Source organism: Avibacterium endocarditidis, assembly GCF_965138825.1.
GTDB classification, from domain to species: Bacteria; Pseudomonadota; Gammaproteobacteria; order Enterobacterales; family Pasteurellaceae; genus Avibacterium; species Avibacterium endocarditidis.
Genome location: NZ_CBCSDH010000008.1, coordinates 57,633 through 78,492, shown reverse-complemented (window position 1 = coordinate 78,492; position 20,860 = coordinate 57,633). Strand labels below are relative to the sequence as shown.

The window sequence follows — 20,860 nt, the reverse complement described above, 5'->3', positions numbered from 1 at the left end:
AGCAACGAATAAAAACAAAGTGCGGTCAAAAAAATGATAGAATTTTGCCCGCACTTTTTTACGCGAACTTTTCTCGCTTTTGATTATTTATGGAGAACTTTATGGATACCGCATTTATTTTATCTGCCATTGTGGGCTTAGGGATTGTGGCGCAATGGCTAGCTTGGTATTTGAAACAGCCCTCAATTTTATTTTTATTGCTGATTGGGATTATTGTCGGCCCTGTGCTGAACTTGTTTAATCCCGATGTGATTTTGGGCGATTTGCTCTTTCCGTTTATTTCCCTTGGCGTTGCCGTGATTCTTTTTGAAGGGGCGCTCACGCTAGAGTTTGACGAAATAAAACAACACGGCAAGGTGGTGCAGCTCTTGGTTTCGCTCGGAATGCTTATCACCGTCAGCGTGATTTCCGTTGCCACTTATTTTCTATTTGATGTGGATTGGCGCATCGCCTTACTGTTCGGTACATTGGTGTGCGTAACTGGCCCAACGGTGATTGTGCCATTGTTGCGTAGCGTTCGCCCAAACAGCAACATTGCCAATATTCTCAAATGGGAAGGCATTATCATTGACCCAATCGGGGCGATCGCCGTGGTTTTGGTGTATGAATACATTATTTCTGGCGGTGAAGCCAGTGAAATCGGCACCTTTGCCAAAATCATTGCCGTAGCAGGCGTGATTGGAATGGCAGGTGCGTGGTTGCTGGCTAATCTGATTAAACGCCATATGATCCCTGAATATTTGCGCAACGTGTTCGTGCTTGCTTACATTTTGCTGTTATTCACTGCATCAAACCATTTCGCCCACGAATCAGGGCTATTAACGGTTACCGTGCTAGGCGTGGCATTGGCGAACTGGAAAGGCTTCCCGAAAGATCATATTTTAGAATTTAAAGAATCCCTGACCGTTCTGCTGATTTCCACCCTGTTTATCATTTTAGCCGCGCGGGTGAATTTAGAACATTTAGCGAGCGTGGGAATGGCAGGCATTTTGCTGTTATTTGTGGCAATGTTTATCGCTCGTCCACTTGCCATTTGGTTTTCTTCTATTGGCTCAAGTTTAACTTTAAATGAAAAGTTGATGATTAGCTGGATTGGACCGCGCGGGATTGTCGCCGCAGCCATTTCTTCTCTCTTCGCGATTAAATTGCAAGAAACCCAAATTCAAGGCGTGGAATTGCTCGTGCCGTTAGTATTCACGATTATTATTGGTACAGTGCTAATTCAAGGCTTAGGGGCAAAAACCATTGCAAAATTGTTGAATGTGCAAGAATCGGTGTACAAAGGCGTGTTGATTATTGGTTCAAACCCTGTAGCGCTAGCCATTGCGAAATCCTTAAAAGATCAAAATGTGGACGTATTGGTGGCAAGCCGCCATTATAACGAAGTAGCGAAAGCCAGAATGTTGGGGTTGCGCACTTACTACGGCAACCCAGTTTCCACCCACGCCGATGGGCATTTAGATCTTATCGGGTTGGGCAATATGTTCGCTATTAGTACGGACAAAGAACTCAACACCTTGTCGGAAATTCATTATCGCCACGAATTTGATAAAGAAAACATTTACCGCATTCGTTTTAGCGATGATAACAATCCAACGGAACGTTATGATATTCAAGACAACTACCGTTCCAACTGGCTTTTCGGCAAAAATGTAACTTACGCGAAATTAGCCAGTATGCTGGCAAAAAATGCGCGTGTTAAGGTAACCAATCTTACTGATAGCTACACTTATCAAGATTACAAAACCACCAACAAACAATTTGTGCCGTTATATACCATTGATGATAAAGGCTTTATTTCTATTATCAATGACGAACAAACGATCCCAACTAATTGCCGTATCGTGGCGTTAGTGGCGGAAGAAGAAACGGCGAAAAGCGCATAAAAATAAGTGCGGTGGAAAAAATGGAAATTTTTCACCGCACTTTGTTTTTCTGATTGCACGCTTATCAACGCGAATTAATGGGCTTCGTCCCAGTTATTGCCCACGCCCACGTCCACAATCAGCGGCACCACAAGCTCCGCGGCATTTTCCATTAAAGATTGAATGAGATCGCTGTAATGAGCAATCTGCGCTGCGTTCACTTCAAACACCAATTCATCGTGAACCTGCATAATCATTGCGATATTCGGATCTTGCGCAATGGCGCTGTCAATGGCGATCATCGCACGTTTAATAATATCTGCCGCCGTGCCCTGCATTGGGGCGTTGATCGCAACACGCTCTGCACCTTTTCTGCGCATTGCGTTGCTCGATTGAATCTCAGGTAGATACAAACGGCGTCCGAACAAGGTTTCCACATAGCCTTGCTGTTTGGCTTTTTCGCGAATATCAGTCATAAAGGTTTGCACACTGGGGTAGCGTTGGAAATACAAATCCATATATTTTTGCGCATCACCACGGGGAATGCCAAGCTGACGAGAAAGCCCAAACGCGCTCATTCCATAAATAAGCCCAAAGTTAATGGCTTTCGCACTGCGGCGTTGTTCGCTGGTAACCTCATCAAGTGGCACGCCAAAAATTTCTGCCGCGGTGGAACGGTGAATATCCTTGCCTTGCTGGAATGCACTAATCAAGCCTTGATCTTGCGATAAATGCGCCATTATGCGCAGTTCGATTTGAGAATAATCCGCCGCGATAATTTTATACCCTTCGCGCGCAATAAAGGCTTGGCGAATGCGGCGTCCCTCTTCATTACGAATAGGGATATTCTGCAAGTTTGGATCGCTAGACGAAAGTCGCCCCGTTGCTGTTACCGCTTGATGATAAGAGGTGTGAATCCGCCCCGTGCGTGGATTAATCATCAGCGGAAGTTTGTCCGTATAAGTGGATTTTAACTTCGCTAAACCACGGTGTTCAATAAGCAATTTCGGCACAATATGCCCTTGCTGCGCCAGCTCTTCCAACACTTCTTCATTGGTGGAAGGCGCGCCTTTTGGGGTTTTGGCGATAATCGGCAAACCGAGCTTTTCAAACAGGATTTCTTGTAATTGTTTGGTGGACGCAAGGTTGAAATTTTCTCCCGCCGCCTGATGCACTTGGCTTTCAAGTGCGGTCAATTTTTCGCTAATTTCTTGCGATTGTGCGAGCAAGGTTTGGCTGTCCACCAACACGCCGTTACGTTCAATGCGTGATAACACGCCCACTAACGGCATTTCGATGTCATCAAATAACTTCACCAAACTTTCCGTTTGCGCCAATTCTGGCCATAGGGTTTGGTGCAATTTCATCGTGATGTCCGCATCTTCCGCGGCATATTCACTGGCTTGTTCGATAGCAATTTTATCAAAAGTGAGCTGCTTTTTGCCCTTGCCGGCAATGGCTTCAAATTCAATGGTTTGATGATCCAAATGGCGTTTGGCAAGCTCGTCCATATTGTGTCGCCCTGTGCTGTTTAGCACATAGGATTCCAACATTGTGTCGAAACGCACGCCTTGCAGCACAATGCCGTGATTGGCGAACACGGTGAGATCGTATTTGATATTTTGTCCCACTTTTTCAATCTGCGGATTTTCCAATAAAGGCTTGAGCGCCGCTAAACATTGCTGCTTGTCTAACTGGCTCGGCACACGTTCAAAATAGGTTTCGGTTGCGTCTGCGCTGCCGAATAAATCCCCTTGTGATTGACTTTCACGCGCCACTTCGTGCAAATGATCAAGGGGGATATAGCAGGCTTCGCCATTTTCTAAAGCAAAAGAAATGCCCACCAAGTTGGCTTGCATTACGTCTAAATTATCAGTTTCCGTATCCACCGCAATGAGTTTGGCGTGCTGAATTTTATTCAGCCATTCATCAAGCTTGGCTTGGCTATCCACGGTTTCATACAGAGTGCGGTCGATTTTTACCGAATTTTTCACCGTACTTTTTGCTACATTTTCTTGTGCTGTTGGCGTTGCAAATTTGGCGCTTTGCAAATCCCCTTTAGTTAAACCGCTTTCGCCGTCCATCACTTCATTCAGCCAACGCTTAAACTCATAGCGCGCGAAATATTCCACCAATTCATCACGCTGATTTTGCCCAAGTGTGAGTTCTTCTGGTTTCACCGCTAACGGCACATCGGTTTTGATGGTCGCAAGAATGTAAGACAAATCTGCATCAGCTTTGGCGGCAAGCAATTTTTCGCCTAATTTCTTCGCACCACGAATGGGTAGCTCCGCCACTTTTTCCAAATTGGCATAAATCTCAGCCATACTGCCAATGCCTTGCAAAAGCCCAAGCGCAGTTTTTTCGCCCACACCAGCCACACCGGGGATATTGTCCGCACTGTCGCCCATTAAGGCCAAATAATCAATAATCAATTCAGGCGGAATGCCATATTTTTCAATCACGCCCTCGCGATCCAGCAGGCTATTATTCATTGTGTTGATGAGCATAATGTTATCGTCCACCAACTGCGCCATATCCTTATCGCCCGTGCTAATCAACACTTTTTTGCCTGCCTGAGAAGCCTGCACCGCAAGCGTGCCGATAACATCGTCCGCTTCCACCCCTTCAATGGATAAAAGTGGAATGCCAAGGGCTTTGATAATGGCGTGCAAGGGCTGAATTTGCTTGCGCAAATCATCTGGCATTGGCGGACGGTGCGATTTATATTGCTCAAATAATTCATCACGGAAAGTTTTCCCTTTAGCATCAAACACCACCGCAATATGGCTCGGCTGCACCTGCGCAATCAAACTTTTCAGCATATTCAACACGCCATACATCGCCCCCGTTGGCTCGCCAAGGGAGTTGGTGAGCGGTGGAAACGCGTGAAACGCACGATACAAATAAGACGATCCGTCAACTAACACAAGTGGATTTTCTGCAATTTTAGCCATAAAATTCTCAATAACAGTGATGAAAAATGGGGGATATTATAGCGGAAAGTGCGGTGGGATTTTGAAAAATTTTGCAAGAATAAGCTGACAATGCACAACGCACCTCATTATAATCGCCCGAATTAATTTACTGAACGCAGAAAAGTGAAACACAAACTATGAATATCATCTCCGTAACAGACCGCGAAACCTTGCCCTTAGACCACTTGCTTAATCTCTGGCAAGCCAGTGTGGAAGCCACTCATCATTTCTTATCTAAAGAAGAAATCACTGCCATCCGTCCCTATGTGCCAGAAGCCCTCAAAGGCGTGGAGCATTTATTACTGGCGGAAAAAGACGGTGAAATCGTGGGGTTTATGGGCATCAACGGCACAAAATTAGAAATGCTCTTCATCGCCCCAGAACAGCGCGGCAAAGGCATCGGCAAGGCCTTATTACTGCACAGCATTGAAGAATTTGGTGTGAACAGCCTAACCGTCAATGAACAAAACCCACAAACCGTGGGCTTTTACCAGAATATGGGCTTTCAGACAGTAGAACGTCACGAGTTGGACGAACAAGGGAATCCGTATCCGATTTTAATTATGAAAAAATAACACTTGAATTTTGGTTTGAGAGATTAAGCAACAATGCAAGAAAAAATCCAACGCGCACAAGGCTGTTTATTAGGACAGCTGGTAGGTGATGCACTGGATAGTTTGGTAGAATTTTTACCGCCACAAATGATTCACAAAAAATATCCTAACGGTGTCCGTAAATTAGAAGATGGCGGCACTTGGGATACCATTCCAGGTCAACCGAAAGATGATTCTGAAATGGCTTTATTGCTAGCACGCTACTTAGTGAAAACAAGTACTTATAATGCGAAAGCGATGCAAAATGCTAATCTGTTTTGGCTTAATTCGCAACCATTTGATTGTGGAGTGACCATTGCTTCTGCGCTGTTAGGGAGAAAAAATCCAAATAGTCAAGCCAATGGTGCTTTGATGCGCATTAGTCCTTTAGGTATTTTGGGGACAAATTATCCACTAGCAACCGTGGAAAATTGGGCAATACAAGATGCTCAACTGACTCATCCGAATCCTGTTTGCTTGCAAGCAAATGCGCTAATGGCTAGGGCTATCGCCGAAGCCATTAATCAAAACACCGATGCTAAGACGTTGTTTATTAAAATCAAACATTGGGCTCAGGCGTTGGCAGTCGACGATTTATTACTCCAAGCTATTGAAGAATCAGAGATTGCCCCACCAAAAGATTACATTACTCAACAGGGTTGGGTGATCATTGCCTTTCACAATATGCTATGGCAGTTGCAACACGCCTGGGAGCAGTTTATGGCATTAAGGCCATTCCTGAACAATGGCTAACAGCGATTTTAAACTGTCGCCCTTCTATAGATCTTCCTTCTATAAAACGACCACGCCCTAAATGTTTTTGGCCAGTTGATGCGTTAGAATTAGCTGAGCAACTTGTTAGTCCGAGTTCAAAAAATTAAGGGCTGTACTAGATAGCTAGCTAAAATTTCCATTTTTAAATAAGGGGCTGTATTAGATAAGCCCTAAATTCCACACCAAAGTCGCAGAATTTTTAGCTGTTCTTTTGGTGTCCCACAGTTAAACCGAAATTCACATTCTTTCAAGAATAACGGAAAGGATTTTTTATCAATTCCGTTATATTTTCTGAGCACTCTTTTAGCTTGATTCCAGAAATTTTCGATCCCATTAATGTGATTTTTGGCTTCGGCAAAATGGGTTGAATGATTAATTCTGAAATGCTTAAACTCGCTCACATCTAGCACGTCGTAACAGTGATAATAATCGGTGTAAACAATGCTATCAGGCATAATTTTCCTTTTAATAACAGGGAGTAAGGTATCTGTCTTGGTATTTTCAACGACAACGGTATAAACTTTTCCTTCTTGCTTTAACATACCAAAAACAGCTGTTTTACCCTTCGCGCCTCGCCCCCGTTTTCCTTTTCTTTTACCACCAAAATAACTTTCATCTAGTTCAATTTCACCAGCAAAAATTTCATTGACATATTGAGCTAAATGGTAGCTAATCACCTCCCTGATTTTGCGATAAAATAAGGCAGCTGAATTAGGGTTAATTTCTAATAAATTTGCCGCTGAACGGGCTGTTACTTCAAGTACAAAAAATTCGAGCAGTTTTTTCTGTATAGATTTCTTGAGTTTACAAAGAGTTATCTTCATTTTTATAGACTAACATAACTGCTAATCTAATACAGCCCCTTAAATAATTAGTTAAGGAGAGTTTGGGCTAGTACTTAGTGCAACCCCTGATTTAAAAATAAACAAGTGCGGTGCTTTTTGGCCAAGTTTTTACAACGGGCTTTCCACCTGCAACTGTTCGTAAATTTCATTAATGGTGAGCATTAAACAAGAACGCACCAACTTTTCTTTGCGTTGCATTTTAATTTGGTAGCTAAGAGAATCGAGATCTTCTTTGTCTTCGGGAAAATTCAGCAGAGTTTTGTCTTGCTGTAAATGTAAACCTTGCATAAATTCAATCACTAGCGGATCAAAAAAGCGGTATTCTTTTTCATCATTATTGAGCTTTTCTTTGAATTTGATGAAGGCATTAAGATCTTCAAAAACGTGATGATCGATCACACCAAGCCCCAATAACACTTTCAGGCGAATGGCGAGATCAAAAAGTGGTCCTGACGTCATAAATAACGAGTCCACCACGGATTTCACCGCAAAATCCGTTTTGCGGAAAACACGATTGATAAGGCTGTCCACAGCGTCATCAAATAATGCGACACTGGCGGTAATAAAGCCACGAATAGACGTGGCTTCACTGAGTTTTTCGTAAATAGGATCGTCCAATGATGCCTTCCTAAATAGGGTGAATAAAGATACTGCTGTTCACTTTTACGCTGCAAGTTGTTGATAGGCTTGAGCAATTTGCTCAATCACTGTCTTATCTTGCAATTCCGTATATTTTTCTAGCGTATTAATCACACCATTTTGCGTTAAGGATTGCGCTAGTTCTTGCGCCTGCGGATCATTTTCATTGCGATAGCACAGTGCGGTTGCCACAGCTTGTTCTAAATGTTGATGTGGCAGTTGATATTCTAGCGTTCCATGTAATGGTTTGATTAGGCGATCATTATAACTGAGTTTACGCAAAGGCTCACGTCCTACACGATCTACATCATCAACTAAATAAGGATTAGCAAATCGAGCCAAGATTTTTTCAATATAAGCGGCGTGTGCTTGTGGATCAAATCCGTAACGTTTAATCAGAACTGCACCACTTTCTTCCATTACCGCTTTAACAAAAGCACGCACTTGCGGATCTTCAATGCTTTCTTTGACAAATTGGTAGCCTTTTAATTTGCCGTAATATGCCGTTACCGCGTGGCCCGTATTTAGCGTAAACAATTTACGTTCTACAAACGCCATCAGATTATCCGTTTGTTCCATTCCCGCAATTTTTGGGATTGGCCCTTTGAACTGAGTTTTATCCACAATCCATTCGCTAAATTCTTCCACGGTAACCAAAAGGGGATCTTGCGGATCAATCTGTACTGGTGGCACAATGCGATCCACCGCGCTATCCACAAAGCCAACCAATGCGTCCACTTGTTGCTGCTGTTTTTCATCTAAATATTGAAAAACCTGCTCTTTTAAGAAGGTTGTCCCACGCACCATATTTTCGCACGCAATGATATTGAGTGGCTGTTTGTTGCCTGCTTCAAGACGTGCCACCAAGCCTTTGGCAATGGTGCTAGCAATAATTTTTAGTACATTTGGCCCAACGGCAGTGGTGACTAAATCCACTTGTTTAAATAAGTCAATCAGAGCATTTTCATCTTTTGAATTAACGCCTGTTACATTAGACACCTGCTCAATTCGATTAACCGTTTCCCCCACCACTTTTACGTTGTAGCTTTTTTGTTCTTGTAATAATCGAATAACATCATCATTCACATCGGCAAAAATCACTTCAATACCACTGTCTGCGAGCAATTTTCCGATGAAACCTCGTCCGATATTTCCTGCCCCAAAATGTAATGCTTTCATTTTTTTCTCCAATAACATCAATAATGAGAAATGGCATCGCAAAAACGATGCCATTTTTGACCGCACTTTAAGATTTAAGTAAGGCTAACACCTCTTCCACATTATTTGTGGTGGTCAGTGTTGCAATCGCTTCTTCGCTGTCTAAGGCGTTAGTGATAGCAGTTAGCACTTGAATATGTTCATTATTGCGCGCGGCGATACCAATCACTAATTTGGCTACGCCGTCTTCTTCCTCAGTAAAGCGTACGCCTTCAGAATATTGACATACTACGATACCTGTTTTCAATACGGCATCTTTTGCATCAACCGTACCGTGTGGCACGGCTAAGCCTTCGCCTAGGTAAGTGGAAACTAATTCTTCGCGTTCAAACATTGCGTCCACATAACTTGGCAACACGAAACCTGCTTTCACTAATTGTTCACCAGCAAAACGAATGGCATCTTGTTTATTTTCTGCTTTCAATCCTAAGAAAATTTGATCCGCACTTAGGTTGAAGGTTGCACCGTCCATTTCTGCCACTTCTACGCTGTCTGCCGATTTTGCGGCTGCTTCTGCGAAATGTGCTTTTAATTCATTCACCAAATTATCATAGAATTTATTATCTAAGAAATTGGTTAAAGAAAGATGCATTGCATTTGGCACTTGTTTTTGTGCGCGTAAAGTTAAGTCTTGATGCGTGATCACTAATCTTGCATTATCTGGCAAGTCATTGATTGCACAGTTCGCCACCTCAATTGGCAAGCCTGCATCTTTCACTTTTTTGCGTAGCATACTTGCACCCATCGCACTTGATCCCATTCCTGCATCGCAAGATACAAAGATTTTTTGCAAGCCTTTGTAGTCAGTTACTGGTTTTGCCACACCACCTTTCATTGCTTTTGATGCTGCTTGCGCTTCTTCTAATTTATCTGATGTGTCTTCTTTTTGAATTTTTAAGAAGAACGCGGCAATAAGGAAAGAAACCAAGGTCGCTAATGCCACGGAACAAAGTACGCCAAAGATAGAATGGGCAGGAGTCATCGCCAATACAGCAATAATCGAACCCGGTGAAGCTGGTGCAATAAGCCCTGCATTAAATAACACCAAGGTAAATACGCCTGTCATTCCTCCTGCGATAACCGCGATTAATAGACGTGGATTCATTAACACATAAGGGAAATAAATTTCGTGAATCCCACCGAAGAAGTGGATCACAGCCGCCCCACCTGCGGTTTGTTTCGCTGAACCTTTACCAAATAAAATATAGGCTAATAATACCCCTAAACCTGGGCCTGGGTTTGCTTCAATCAAGAAGAAAATAGATTGACCAAGTTCTTGTGATTGTTGAATACCTAGTGGTGAGAAAATTCCGTGGTTAATCGCATTATTTAAGAAAAGGATTTTCGCAGGCTCAACAAAAATAGAAGTGAGTGGCAACAAATGCGCTTGTACTAATACATCTACCCCTGCAGCCAAGGTTGTGGAAAGCACTTTTACCGCAGGGCCTACCACTAAGAAGAATAAAATAGCAAGCAACATTCCGATAATGCCTGATGAAAAGTTATTCACCAGCATTTCAAAACCGCTTTTGATTTTACCATCAGCCCAACGGTCAAAGTGTTTAATCGCCCAACCACCTGTTGGCCCTGCAATCATTGCACCAAGGAACATTGGAATATCTGTCCCAATAATCACCCCAGCCGTGGTAATCGCACCCACAACCGCACCACGATCGCCACCGACTAATTTCCCCCCAGTATAACCAATTAATAATGGCAATAAATAGGTGATCATCGGACCAACGAGTTTCGCCAAGGTTTCATTCGGCACCCAGCCCGTTGGAATGAAAAGTGCGGTGATAAATCCCCACGCAATAAATGCCCCAATATTTGGCATTACCATATTCGATAAAAAGCGTCCAAAACTTTGAACCTTAAGCTTTGCATTTGCAGATAACATAATTAACCTCATTAATTGTGAAGTGAGTTGTGTCCATTTAATGAACGAAAGCATAGCAAAGGCAAAATCAAAGCCAAAATTTTTAAGTTTAAAAATGTGAAGTAGATCACAAGATATTTTTGGCTGCACAAAAGTAAAATGTGATGAAGATCACATAATTTTATTGAGGTAGAATTTTATGTGATCTATATCACATAAATTGATTGTAGAAAGTGTAGAGAAGGATTTATTTCATCAATGTTATATTGAGAAATAAAATAGGTAAAAAGGGATATTGAGATTTTACAAAGAAAAACAAAAACTGCTTGGTGCCCACCAAGCAGTTTGGAATGAATTAGAAAGGAATATCATCATCTAATGGCACATCATCAATCACTGGCTGTGGAGCTGGTATTGGCTGTGGCGCTGCTTTTGATGCTTGGTATGTTGGTTGTGCAGGTTGAGCATATTGATTTCCCCCTTGTGAGCTTGCATAGCCACCACCTTGTTGGGCATATCCTCCACCCTGTGGTGCATAGCCGCCTTGACCACGTTCTGCGCGGCTGTCTAGCATTTGTAGCACATCACCTTGGATTTCTGTAGTGTAGCGATCTTGGCCATTTTGATCTTGCCATTTGCGCGTTCTTAAACGCCCTTCAACATAAACTTTTGAGCCTTTGCGCAAATATTCCCCCACAATTTCAGCTTGACGGCGATAGAACACAATGCGATGCCATTCGGTGATCTCACGGCGTTCACCGGTGTTTTTATCCATCCAGCTTTCACTGGTTGCTACGCTAATGTTCGCCACGGCTTCGCCGTTTGGCATTGTGCGAATTTCAGGATCGTTTCCTAGGTTTCCTACGATAATAACTTTGTTTACTCCAGCCATAAATTCCTCTGTCTGATGTTAAGTGCGATAAAAATTTTCGTTATTTTGCCCTAAAAAAAGAGAAAAAGCTATTAATTCCAGACAAATTAACTGGATATTTGCACAGTTATTTCAGATTATGCGATAATGATCGTAAAATAACCTTAAATTGCTTGAACAGACAAAAAGATTATGGAAAAAATAGAAGTACGTGGGGCGAGAACCCATAATTTAAAAAATATTAATCTGACGATTCCGCGGGATAAATTAATTGTGATTACCGGGCTTTCTGGCTCAGGGAAATCTTCACTGGCCTTTGATACCCTTTATGCCGAAGGACAGCGCCGTTATGTGGAATCCCTTTCAGCATATGCGCGTCAGTTTTTATCGTTAATGGAAAAGCCCGATGTGGATCATATTGAAGGGCTATCCCCTGCGATTTCCATTGAACAAAAATCCACCTCGCATAATCCGCGTTCTACGGTGGGGACGATCACGGAAATCCACGATTATTTGCGTTTGCTATTTGCTCGTGTGGGCGAACCACGTTGCCCAAATCATCATATTCCGTTAGCGGCGCAAACGATTAGCCAGATGGTGGATAAGGTGCTGGCATTGCCGGAAGAAAGCCGAATGATGTTGCTTGCCCCGGTGGTGAAAGATCGCAAAGGGGAACATATTAAAATTTTAGAACATATTGCCGCGCAAGGTTATATCCGCGCCAGAATTGATGGGGAAATTTGCGATCTTTCTGATCCACCAAAATTAGAATTACAGAAAAAGCACACCATTGAAGTGGTGGTGGATCGCTTTAAAGTTCGTCCAGATTTGGCAACCCGCTTAGCGGAATCCTTTGAAACTGCGTTAGAACTTTCTGGCGGCACGGCAGTGGCGGCGAATATGGACGATCCGAAAGCGGAAGAATTGCTGTTTTCCGCAAACTTTGCTTGTCCGCATTGTGGCTATTCTGTACCAGAACTTGAGCCTCGTTTATTTTCCTTTAATAATCCTGCGGGGGCTTGCCCGACTTGTGATGGCTTGGGGGTTCAGCAATATTTTGATGAAAAACGCGTGGTGCAAAATCCAAGCATTTCCTTAGCAGGTGGTGCGATTAAAGGTTGGGATCGGCGTAATTTCTATTATTACCAGATGCTGACTTCTCTCGCCAAACATTATGGTTTTGACGTGGAAAGCCCGTTTGAAGATTTACCTAAAAAAATTCAACACATTATTTTGCACGGTTCAGGCAAAGAAGAAATTGAATTCCAATATATGAATGACCGTGGCGATGTGGTGCTACGCCGTCATAGTTTTGAAGGTATTCTCAATAATATGGCGCGCCGTTATAAAGAAACAGAATCAATGTCTGTGCGTGAAGAATTGGCGAAAAATATCAGCACGCGTCCTTGTAAAGATTGCGGTGGTTCGCGTTTGCGCCCTGAAGCTCGTAATGTTTTTATTGGCGAAACAAATCTGCCTGAGGTTTCCGAAAAAAGCATTGGTGAAGCCTTTAATTTTGTGGATAGCCTTACCCTAAGCGGACAGCGCGCGCAAATTGCCGATAAAATTCTCAAAGAAATCAAAGAGCGCTTGCAATTTTTGGTCAATGTGGGGCTGAATTATCTTTCTCTTTCTCGTTCTGCAGAAACCCTTTCTGGTGGTGAAGCGCAACGTATTCGTCTAGCTAGCCAAATTGGTGCGGGCTTGGTTGGCGTGATGTATGTGCTTGATGAGCCTTCCATTGGCTTGCATCAACGAGATAATGAACGCTTACTTAACACCTTGATTCACCTAAGAAATTTAGGTAACACGGTGATTGTGGTGGAACACGATGAAGATGCTATTCTAGCGGCAGATCATATTATTGATATTGGCCCGGGTGCTGGCGTGCACGGCGGCAGCGTGGTGGCTCAAGGTACAGCGCAAGAAATTATGCTAAATCCAAACTCACTGACGGGGAAATTCTTATCAGGCAAAGAAAAAATAGAAATTCCAAAAAAACGCACCGCACTTGATAAAGAAAAAATCTTAAAACTCAAAGGCGCTGCGGGCAATAATCTGAAAAATGTCAATTTAGAAATCCCTGTGGGCTTGTTTACTTGTGTTACAGGGGTTTCAGGGTCAGGCAAATCTACGCTGATTAACGATACCCTATTTCCACTGGCGCAAAGTGCTTTAAACCGCGCGGAAAATGCGCAAGCCGTACCGTATAAATCCATTCAAGGATTAGAATTTTTTGACAAAGTGATCGATATTGATCAAAGCCCAATTGGACGCACGCCACGCTCTAATCCTGCTACTTACACAGGATTATTCACGCCAATTCGCGAATTATTCGCAGGGGTGCCAGAATCCCGTGCGCGTGGCTATAATCCCGGACGCTTTAGTTTCAACGTGCGTGGCGGACGTTGCGAAGCCTGCCAAGGGGACGGGGTGATCAAAGTAGAAATGCACTTTTTACCTGATGTGTATGTTCCTTGCGATCAATGTAAAGGCAAACGCTACAATCGTGAAACTTTGGAAATTCGCTACAAAGGCAAAACCATTAATCAAGTGTTGGATATGACGGTGGAAGAAGCGCGAGAATTTTTCGATGCCATTCCACAAATTGCGCGCAAATTGCAAACCTTGATGGACGTAGGGCTATCCTATATTCGTCTAGGGCAATCTTCCACCACCCTATCTGGCGGTGAAGCGCAACGGGTGAAATTAGCCACGGAATTATCAAAACGAGATACGGGCAAAACCTTATATATCCTTGATGAACCAACAACAGGTTTGCATTTTGCGGACATTAAACAGCTCCTTGAAGTGCTGCACCGCTTGCGTGATCAAGGCAACACCATTGTGGTAATTGAGCATAATTTAGATGTGATTAAAACCGCAGATTGGATTGTAGATCTTGGCCCTGAAGGGGGAAGTGGCGGTGGTGAGATCATTGCCACAGGTACACCAGAGCAGGTGGCAAAAGTGAAAGGATCACACACCGCACGCTTTCTTAAGCAAATCCTTGCGAAGTAAAAATGTAAGGAAACGAAAGTTCGCTAATTTTTTCCAGCTATTTGATAAAAATAGCTGTTATCAATGCTGATTTTTTGATACATTTAGCGCAATTTTTCTCACACTTACGCGTGAGTGTTTTTTATACAGTTACTTTAACGGAATTCTTATGTTATTTAAAAAAATTCGTGGTTTATTCTCAAACGATCTTTCTATTGATTTAGGTACAGCGAACACATTAATTTATGTGAAAGGGCAAGGAATCGTGCTAAATGAACCTTCTGTGGTGGCAATTCGTCAAGGCCGTGCAGGATCGATGAAAAGCATTGCGGCAGTAGGGAAAGAAGCAAAATTAATGCTCGGCCGTACACCGAAAAGCATTTTAGCCATTCGCCCAATGAAAGATGGCGTTATCGCGGATTTCTCGGTAACCGAAAAAATGTTGCAATACTTCATTAAACAAGTACATAGCGGCAACTTTATGCGCCCAAGCCCGCGAGTTTTAGTCTGTGTACCAGCAGGCGCAACCCAAGTGGAACGCCGTGCGATTAAAGAATCTGCCTTAGGTGCAGGCGCGCGCGAAGTGTACTTAATTGAAGAGCCGATGGCTGCGGCAATCGGGGCTAAATTGCCTGTTTCCACAGCAACAGGATCAATGGTGATTGATATTGGTGGCGGTACAACGGAAGTCGCGGTGATTTCTTTAAACGGCATCGTTTATTCTTCTTCTGTGCGCATTGGTGGCGACCGTTTTGATGAAGCCATTATCGCCTATGTACGCCGTACTTTTGGTTCTATCATTGGCGAACCAACCGCAGAGCGCATCAAAGAAGAAATTGGTACAGCCTATATTCAAGAAGGTGATGAAATTAAAGAGCTAGAAGTTCACGGACACAACCTTGCAGAAGGTGCGCCAAGAACCTTTACCTTAAATTCACGCGATGTGTTGGAAGCTATCCAACAGCCATTAAACGGTATTGTTACTGCTGTGCGTACTGCGCTTGAAGAATGTCAACCAGAACACGCTGCGGATATTTTTGAACGCGGTATCGTGCTAACAGGTGGTGGTGCGTTATTGCGTAATATTGATATTTTATTATCGAAAGAAACTGGCGTGCCTGTGATTGTTGCTGATGATCCACTGACCTGTGTTGCTCGTGGTGGTGGCGAAGCATTAGATATGCACGGTGCTGATATTTTCAGCGACGATATTTAATTTGCAATGTTATAAAAGTGCGGTCAAAAAATGCTAAAAATTTGACCGCACTTCTTTCTGAGCCATATTAATGAAACCGATCTTTGGAAAAGCTCCCTACCTTGGCATTCGTTTAATTTTTGCCGTGATTGCTTCTATTGTGCTGATTTTATTTGATGGGCAAACCAACACAATGATAAAAGCACGTAGCATAATGGAAACAGCAATTGGTGGCGTTTATTATCTTGCCAACACCCCAAGAACCGTATTAGATGGTGTGTCCTACAATCTTGTTGATACCAACAAATTACAAATCGAAAACAAAGTCCTAAGAGAACAACTGCGCGAAAAAAATGCCGACTTACTGTTATTGGATCAACTAAAAGTAGAAAACCAACGCTTACGTTTATTGCTAAATTCGCCATTGCGCACCGATGAATACAAAAAAATCGCTGAGGTTTTAACCGCAGAAACTGATGTTTATCGCCAGCAAGTGGTCATTAACCAAGGGGAAAATGACGGTGCTTATGTGGGGCAACCAGTTATTGATGAAAAAGGCGTAGTAGGGCAGATTATTTCTGTAGGAAGCAACACCAGTCGCGTGCTGTTACTAACGGACGTTACCCATTCCATTCCTGTGCAAGTATTGCGTAATGATGTGCGTGTGATCGCCAGTGGTACAGGACACAGTGATGAACTCACCCTAGACAACGTGCCACGATCAGTGGATATTGTGAAAGGGGATTTATTGGTTACATCAGGGTTAGGTGGACGTTTCCTCGAGGGGTATCCTGTGGCTATTGTGGAAAATGTATCGCGCGATGGAAAAAATTATTTCGCCACTATCACGGCAAAACCACTCGCATCGATTGAGCGTTTACGTTATGTCTTACTTTTATGGCCAACCAATGAAGATATGCGTAAAGTAAATTCTAGTACGCCAGAAGATGTGCGCAAAGCCGTTCGTCAGCGTCTTGAAACTCAGAAAAAGCAAGAAATTGTGCAACCGTCTATGACAGCGGAAGAGCCAGAAGAAAAATCATCAACTCCAACTTTAGAGGAGATTCATACGGAACAAATGGAAATGCCTTCTGAACCTGTTGATCCTGAATTGCAACATTATCGAGAGGAAGATTAATGCGAGGTCGTGCTGTTTTACAATTATTGTTTATTGTATCCACCTTTTTAATTGCAATGGTGTTAGAAATTGCACCTTGGCCAACTAGCCTGCATAATTTCAAGCCTGCGTGGTTATTGCTGGTCTTAACTTATTGGATCTTAGCAATGCCTTCAAAAATTAGTGTCGGTACAGCATTTCTTATGGGAATTGCTTGGGATCTTGTACTCGGTTCAACCTTGGGAATCCACGCGTTAGTGCTTTCTGTTTTTGCTTATTTGCTTGCAGTGAATAGCGTATTAATCCGGAATTTATCTTTATGGATGCAAGGAATATTTGTTATTCTCGCTGTTTTTGGTGTAAGAATAGGAATTTTTATTGTTGAGCTATTCTTGCATAGTGCAGTCTTTAATTGGCAAGAGATTTTTGGCGCAATTACCACTGGCGTATTATGGCCTTGGATATTCTTGTTATTGAGAAAAGTAGCAAAGCAATTCCATATTGGATAATACTGCTAATGAATTAGAAATAATTTAGATCTCTTTTAATTGGATAAACTTAATTAGTAAATTAAATTGAAAGAGATTTTTATTGTTGAATAAGAAATATAACAAAAACCAGTAAAGTTTTCAGATGTAATAGAGTTATAAAAGAAAAAGAGTGGTGGGCGATACCGGTCTCGAACCAGTGACCCCCTCCTTGTAAGGGAGGTGCTCTCCCAACTGAGCTAATCGCCCGACAGAATGCTATTTCTAGCTATCGGATTTAACTTTGTGAAAAGTTAAACTGGGAACTTAAACTAGAGTGGTGGGCGATACCGGTCTCGAACCAGTGACCCCCTCCTTGTAAGGGAGGTGCTCTCCCAACTGAGCTAATCGCCCACGTTAGTTTAAGCATTACAACACAAGTCCTTAAAAAAAGTGGTGGGCGATACCGGTCTCGAACCAGTGACCCCCTCCTTGTAAGGGAGGTGCTCTCCCAACTGAGCTAATCGCCCTTGTGTTGTGGGTTGGCATTATAAGTGTTCTCAAAACACAGTCAATAAGTTTTTGCATATTTTTGTTTAAGTGTTGTAAAAATAAACATAAACTTGCTTTTTTTATCGTGAATTAGATGAACTCATAGTACAATACCGCCGATTTAATTTTACTGTAAACAAAGGTTATAAATAAAATGAAAGCAGAACCGCTATTTAATTTAGATCCGTCCGTGAAAGTTCGTACTCGCTTTGCGCCTAGCCCAACAGGCTATTTGCACGTTGGCGGTGCAAGAACCGCATTATATTCTTGGCTATTTGCAAAACATAACCAAGGTGAATTTGTATTACGCATTGAAGATACTGATTTAGAACGTTCTACGCCAGAAGCCACGCAAGCGATTTTAGAAGGAATGGAATGGCTTAACTTAGCTTGGGATCACGGCCCTTATTACCAAACGAAACGTTTTGATCGTTATAATCAAGTAATTGATCAAATGCTTGAACAGGGCTTGGCTTATCGTTGTTATTGCTCCAAAGAGCGTTTAGAAAATTTACGCAATGAGCAAGAAAAAAATAAAGAAAAACCACGTTATGATGGTTATTGCTTACATCACGCGCCTGAGAATCCAGATGCTCCTCACGTTGTGCGTTTCAAAAACCCACAAGAAGGTTCCGTGGTATTTGATGATGCCGTGCGTGGACGCATTGAGATCAGCAACAGCGAGCTTGATGATTTAATTATTCGCCGTACTGATGGTTCACCAACATATAACTTCTGCGTAGTGATTGACGACTGGGATATGGGCATTACGCACGTTGTACGCGGTGAAGATCATATCAATAATACTCCTCGTCAAATTAATATTTTGAAGGCGTTAAATGCGCCAATTCCGACTTATGCACACGTTTCAATGATCCTAGGTGATGACGGACAGAAATTGTCTAAACGCCACGGTGCAGTGAGCGTAATGCAATATCGCGATGATGGCTTTCTCCCTGAAGCCTTGCTCAACTATTTAGTACGCTTAGGTTGGGGACACGGCGATCAAGAGATTTTCTCCGTAGAAGAAATGATCAAGTTGTTTGAATTAACTCAGGTAAGCAAATCTGCCAGCGCATTTAACACAGAAAAATTGTTATGGTTAAACCATCATTATATTCGTGAATTACCGCCTGAATATGTGGCTAAACACCTTGCCTGGCATTATCAGCACCAAGGCATTGACACTAGCAATGGGCCAGCATTAAGCGAGATTGTTGTAATGCTTGGTGAACGCTGTAAGACGTTAAAAGAAATGGCAACTGCAAGCCGTTACTTTTTTGAAGATTTTGATCATTTTGACGAAAGTGCGGTGAAAAAACACTTTAAATCTGGAGCGGTTGAAGCACTTGAAAAAGTCAAAGAAAAATTGACCGCACTTTCTCAATGGGCGGCTGAGCCAATTCACCAAGCTATTGAACAAACAGCAGAAGAACTCGGCGTAGGAATGGGCAAAGTAGGTATGCCATTGCGTGTTGCGGTAACAGGCGCAGGGCAATCTCCATCAATGGACGTTACCCTAGTTGGCATCGGGCGCGAGCGCTCCCTCGCCCGCATTCAAAAAGCGATTGATTTTATCAAGGCACAAAACGCCTAATATAAAGCGCTTAATATTTAATCTAGCGAATGAATGCAGTGAATTTAATATTGACAGCATTCATTCTGCTAATTATTATAAGCGACACATTTACGGGGATATAGCTCAGTTGGGAGAGCGCTTGAATGGCATTCAAGAGGTCGTCGGTTCGATCCCGATTATCTCCACCAGATTTTAAAGCCTTGAAAGAAATTTCAAGGCTTTTACTTTTTATAGCCTATATAACATTCCAATTTTCAACGCATTATTTTTCAGCAAAGATTACCCCACTTTCTTTCTCATATAATACTTGAACCCTCGCACCTAGGGGCAAAGATTGTTTGCTTGTAATGATGAGTTCTAAGCCAGTCATTTCCACTTGATATTTATAATAAGCGCCTAGAAAACGTTGTTGGCGAATAATGCCATTGGCTTGTATTGGGGCATCTGGCACGCATAATTGTAGTTGTTCGGGGCGGATTGCGAGATAACTCGGTGCTTGTTGTGATTGATGGGTGGAACACAAATGCACGCCAAGTATCGATTGGCAATGCTGATCATCAATAGGCTGGCAAGGCAGATAATTCATTTCCCCCAAAAAGTTGGCGACAAAAGGGCAGTTTGGCTGTTGGTAAACCGCGCTTGGCGCGCCGATTTGGCAGATTTTCCCTTGGTTCATTACCGCTAATTTATCCGCAAAGAGAAAGGCTTCTTCTTTGCTATGGGTAACGAAAATGGCGGGAATATGCTGTTGTTTTAGAATATGGCGAATTTCTTCGATCATTTGATGGCGAACTTGGCTATCAATGTTAGAAAAAGGTTCATCAAGCAATAATAATTTGGGCTGACAAGCTAGCGCGCGGGCAATGGCAACGCGCTGTTGCTGGCCGCCCGAAAGCTCGTGGGGATAGCGTTTTTCCAACCCTTGTAAATGCACAAGTGCGGTCATTTTTTGTAAGGTTTTTGTTTGCTCGCTTTTATTTATTTGATGCAAACCAAATAGAATATTTTCCGCCACGGTTAAATGGGGGAAAAGCGCATAATCTTGAAAGATCAGCCCTATTTCTCGCTCATTCGCCTCAAGATGTTGGATTTCTTTGTCTTGCAAACGAATATTACCTGCACTTAGCGGAATTAATCCTGCAACGGCTTTGAGCAAGGTGGTTTTTCCGCAGCCACTTGCACCGAGCAAACACACAATATCATCATTTTCTATGGATAAATTAAGATCTTGCAAAATGGGCTGATTGTTATAGCAGCAGGTTAAATGGGTAATATCTAAGGTATTCAT

The 20,860-nt window shown here is 42.7% G+C and carries 15 protein-coding genes and 4 tRNA genes; 9 read left to right on the top strand and 10 right to left on the bottom strand.

What is annotated here, in order from left to right; genetic code table 11:
- The first annotated feature begins 101 nt into the window (after positions 1-101).
- Positions 102-1,886: a cation:proton antiporter gene (locus tag ACNAV8_RS06360; RefSeq protein WP_103855264.1), complete on the top strand. Its 1,785-nt coding sequence runs from the start codon at positions 102-104 to the stop codon at positions 1,884-1,886.
- Positions 1,887-1,960: 74 nt separating this feature from the next.
- Here the strand turns inward: ACNAV8_RS06360 and polA are convergent, their stop codons facing one another.
- Complete coding sequence (polA, locus tag ACNAV8_RS06355) at positions 1,961-4,822, bottom strand: DNA polymerase I (RefSeq protein WP_415777405.1); 2,862 nt, start codon at positions 4,820-4,822, stop codon at positions 1,961-1,963.
- Positions 4,823-4,980: 158 nt separating this feature from the next.
- Between polA and ACNAV8_RS06350 the strand changes: the two genes are divergently transcribed.
- Together ACNAV8_RS06350 and ACNAV8_RS06345 are read left to right on the top strand one after the other, a co-directional pair.
- On the top strand, positions 4,981-5,418 hold the full coding sequence (locus ACNAV8_RS06350; protein WP_103855262.1) for a GNAT family N-acetyltransferase: 438 nt from the start codon (positions 4,981-4,983) through the stop codon (positions 5,416-5,418).
- Positions 5,419-5,451: 33 nt separating this feature from the next.
- On the top strand, positions 5,452-6,189 hold the full coding sequence (locus ACNAV8_RS06345) for an ADP-ribosylglycohydrolase family protein (RefSeq protein WP_219827889.1): 738 nt from the start codon (positions 5,452-5,454) through the stop codon (positions 6,187-6,189).
- A 191-nt stretch (positions 6,190-6,380) separates the two neighbouring features.
- On the opposite strand, the gene ACNAV8_RS06340 is transcribed toward ACNAV8_RS06345, so the two are convergent.
- From ACNAV8_RS06340 to ssb, 5 genes are all read right to left on the bottom strand, one after another.
- Positions 6,381-7,034, bottom strand: coding sequence for an IS1595 family transposase (locus tag ACNAV8_RS06340; RefSeq protein ID WP_415777404.1), 654 nt, complete (start codon positions 7,032-7,034; stop codon positions 6,381-6,383).
- A gap of 129 nt (positions 7,035-7,163) precedes the next feature.
- Positions 7,164-7,673: an MltR family transcriptional regulator gene (locus ACNAV8_RS06335; protein ID WP_103855261.1), complete on the bottom strand. Its 510-nt coding sequence runs from the start codon at positions 7,671-7,673 to the stop codon at positions 7,164-7,166.
- Positions 7,674-7,718: 45 nt separating this feature from the next.
- Positions 7,719-8,873 carry a mannitol-1-phosphate 5-dehydrogenase gene (locus ACNAV8_RS06330; protein ID WP_103855260.1) on the bottom strand — a complete coding sequence of 385 codons (1,155 nt, stop codon included), beginning with the start codon at positions 8,871-8,873 and terminating at the stop codon, positions 7,719-7,721.
- A 67-nt stretch (positions 8,874-8,940) separates the two neighbouring features.
- Complete coding sequence (locus ACNAV8_RS06325; protein ID WP_103855259.1) at positions 8,941-10,812, bottom strand: PTS mannitol transporter subunit IICBA; 1,872 nt, start codon at positions 10,810-10,812, stop codon at positions 8,941-8,943.
- 334 nt (positions 10,813-11,146) lie between these two features.
- Positions 11,147-11,683: a single-stranded DNA-binding protein gene (gene ssb / locus ACNAV8_RS06320; RefSeq protein WP_103855258.1), complete on the bottom strand. Its 537-nt coding sequence runs from the start codon at positions 11,681-11,683 to the stop codon at positions 11,147-11,149.
- Between the two features lie 171 nt (positions 11,684-11,854).
- Between ssb and uvrA the strand changes: the two genes are divergently transcribed.
- The 4 genes from uvrA to mreD all read left to right on the top strand — a co-directional run bounded on the left by uvrA (position 11,855) and on the right by mreD (position 17,483).
- Positions 11,855-14,683 carry an excinuclease ABC subunit UvrA gene (uvrA, locus tag ACNAV8_RS06315; RefSeq protein ID WP_415777402.1) on the top strand — a complete coding sequence of 943 codons (2,829 nt, stop codon included), beginning with the start codon at positions 11,855-11,857 and terminating at the stop codon, positions 14,681-14,683.
- Between the two features lie 148 nt (positions 14,684-14,831).
- Positions 14,832-15,878: a rod shape-determining protein gene (locus tag ACNAV8_RS06310; RefSeq protein WP_103854180.1), complete on the top strand. Its 1,047-nt coding sequence runs from the start codon at positions 14,832-14,834 to the stop codon at positions 15,876-15,878.
- Positions 15,879-15,948: 70 nt separating this feature from the next.
- Positions 15,949-16,995, top strand: coding sequence for a rod shape-determining protein MreC (gene mreC, locus ACNAV8_RS06305; protein WP_415777401.1), 1,047 nt, complete (start codon positions 15,949-15,951; stop codon positions 16,993-16,995).
- The gene (gene mreD / locus ACNAV8_RS06300) at positions 16,995-17,483 is read left to right on the top strand and encodes a rod shape-determining protein MreD (protein WP_103855256.1); all 489 of its coding nucleotides are present in this window, start codon (positions 16,995-16,997) and stop codon (positions 17,481-17,483) included. The genes mreC and mreD overlap by 1 nt, the downstream gene beginning before the upstream one ends.
- 152 nt (positions 17,484-17,635) lie before the next feature.
- Here mreD and ACNAV8_RS06295 read toward each other — a convergent pair.
- The 3 genes from ACNAV8_RS06295 to ACNAV8_RS06285 all read right to left on the bottom strand — a co-directional run bounded on the left by ACNAV8_RS06295 (position 17,636) and on the right by ACNAV8_RS06285 (position 17,971).
- Positions 17,636-17,711 (bottom strand) — tRNA-Val (locus ACNAV8_RS06295).
- A 68-nt stretch (positions 17,712-17,779) separates the two neighbouring features.
- Positions 17,780-17,855, bottom strand: a tRNA-Val gene (locus ACNAV8_RS06290).
- 40 nt (positions 17,856-17,895) lie between these two features.
- Positions 17,896-17,971, bottom strand: a tRNA-Val gene (locus ACNAV8_RS06285).
- A gap of 176 nt (positions 17,972-18,147) precedes the next feature.
- On the opposite strand from ACNAV8_RS06285, the gene gltX reads away from it, so the two are divergent.
- Both gltX and ACNAV8_RS06275 read left to right on the top strand, forming a co-directional pair.
- Positions 18,148-19,590, top strand: a complete 1,443-nt coding sequence (gene gltX, locus ACNAV8_RS06280; protein WP_415777400.1) for a glutamate--tRNA ligase — start codon at positions 18,148-18,150, stop codon at positions 19,588-19,590.
- 94 nt (positions 19,591-19,684) lie between these two features.
- Positions 19,685-19,760, top strand: a tRNA-Ala gene (locus ACNAV8_RS06275).
- Positions 19,761-19,834: 74 nt separating this feature from the next.
- On the opposite strand, the gene ACNAV8_RS06270 is transcribed toward ACNAV8_RS06275, so the two are convergent.
- Positions 19,835-20,860: an ABC transporter ATP-binding protein gene (locus ACNAV8_RS06270; protein ID WP_415777399.1), complete on the bottom strand. Its 1,026-nt coding sequence runs from the start codon at positions 20,858-20,860 to the stop codon at positions 19,835-19,837.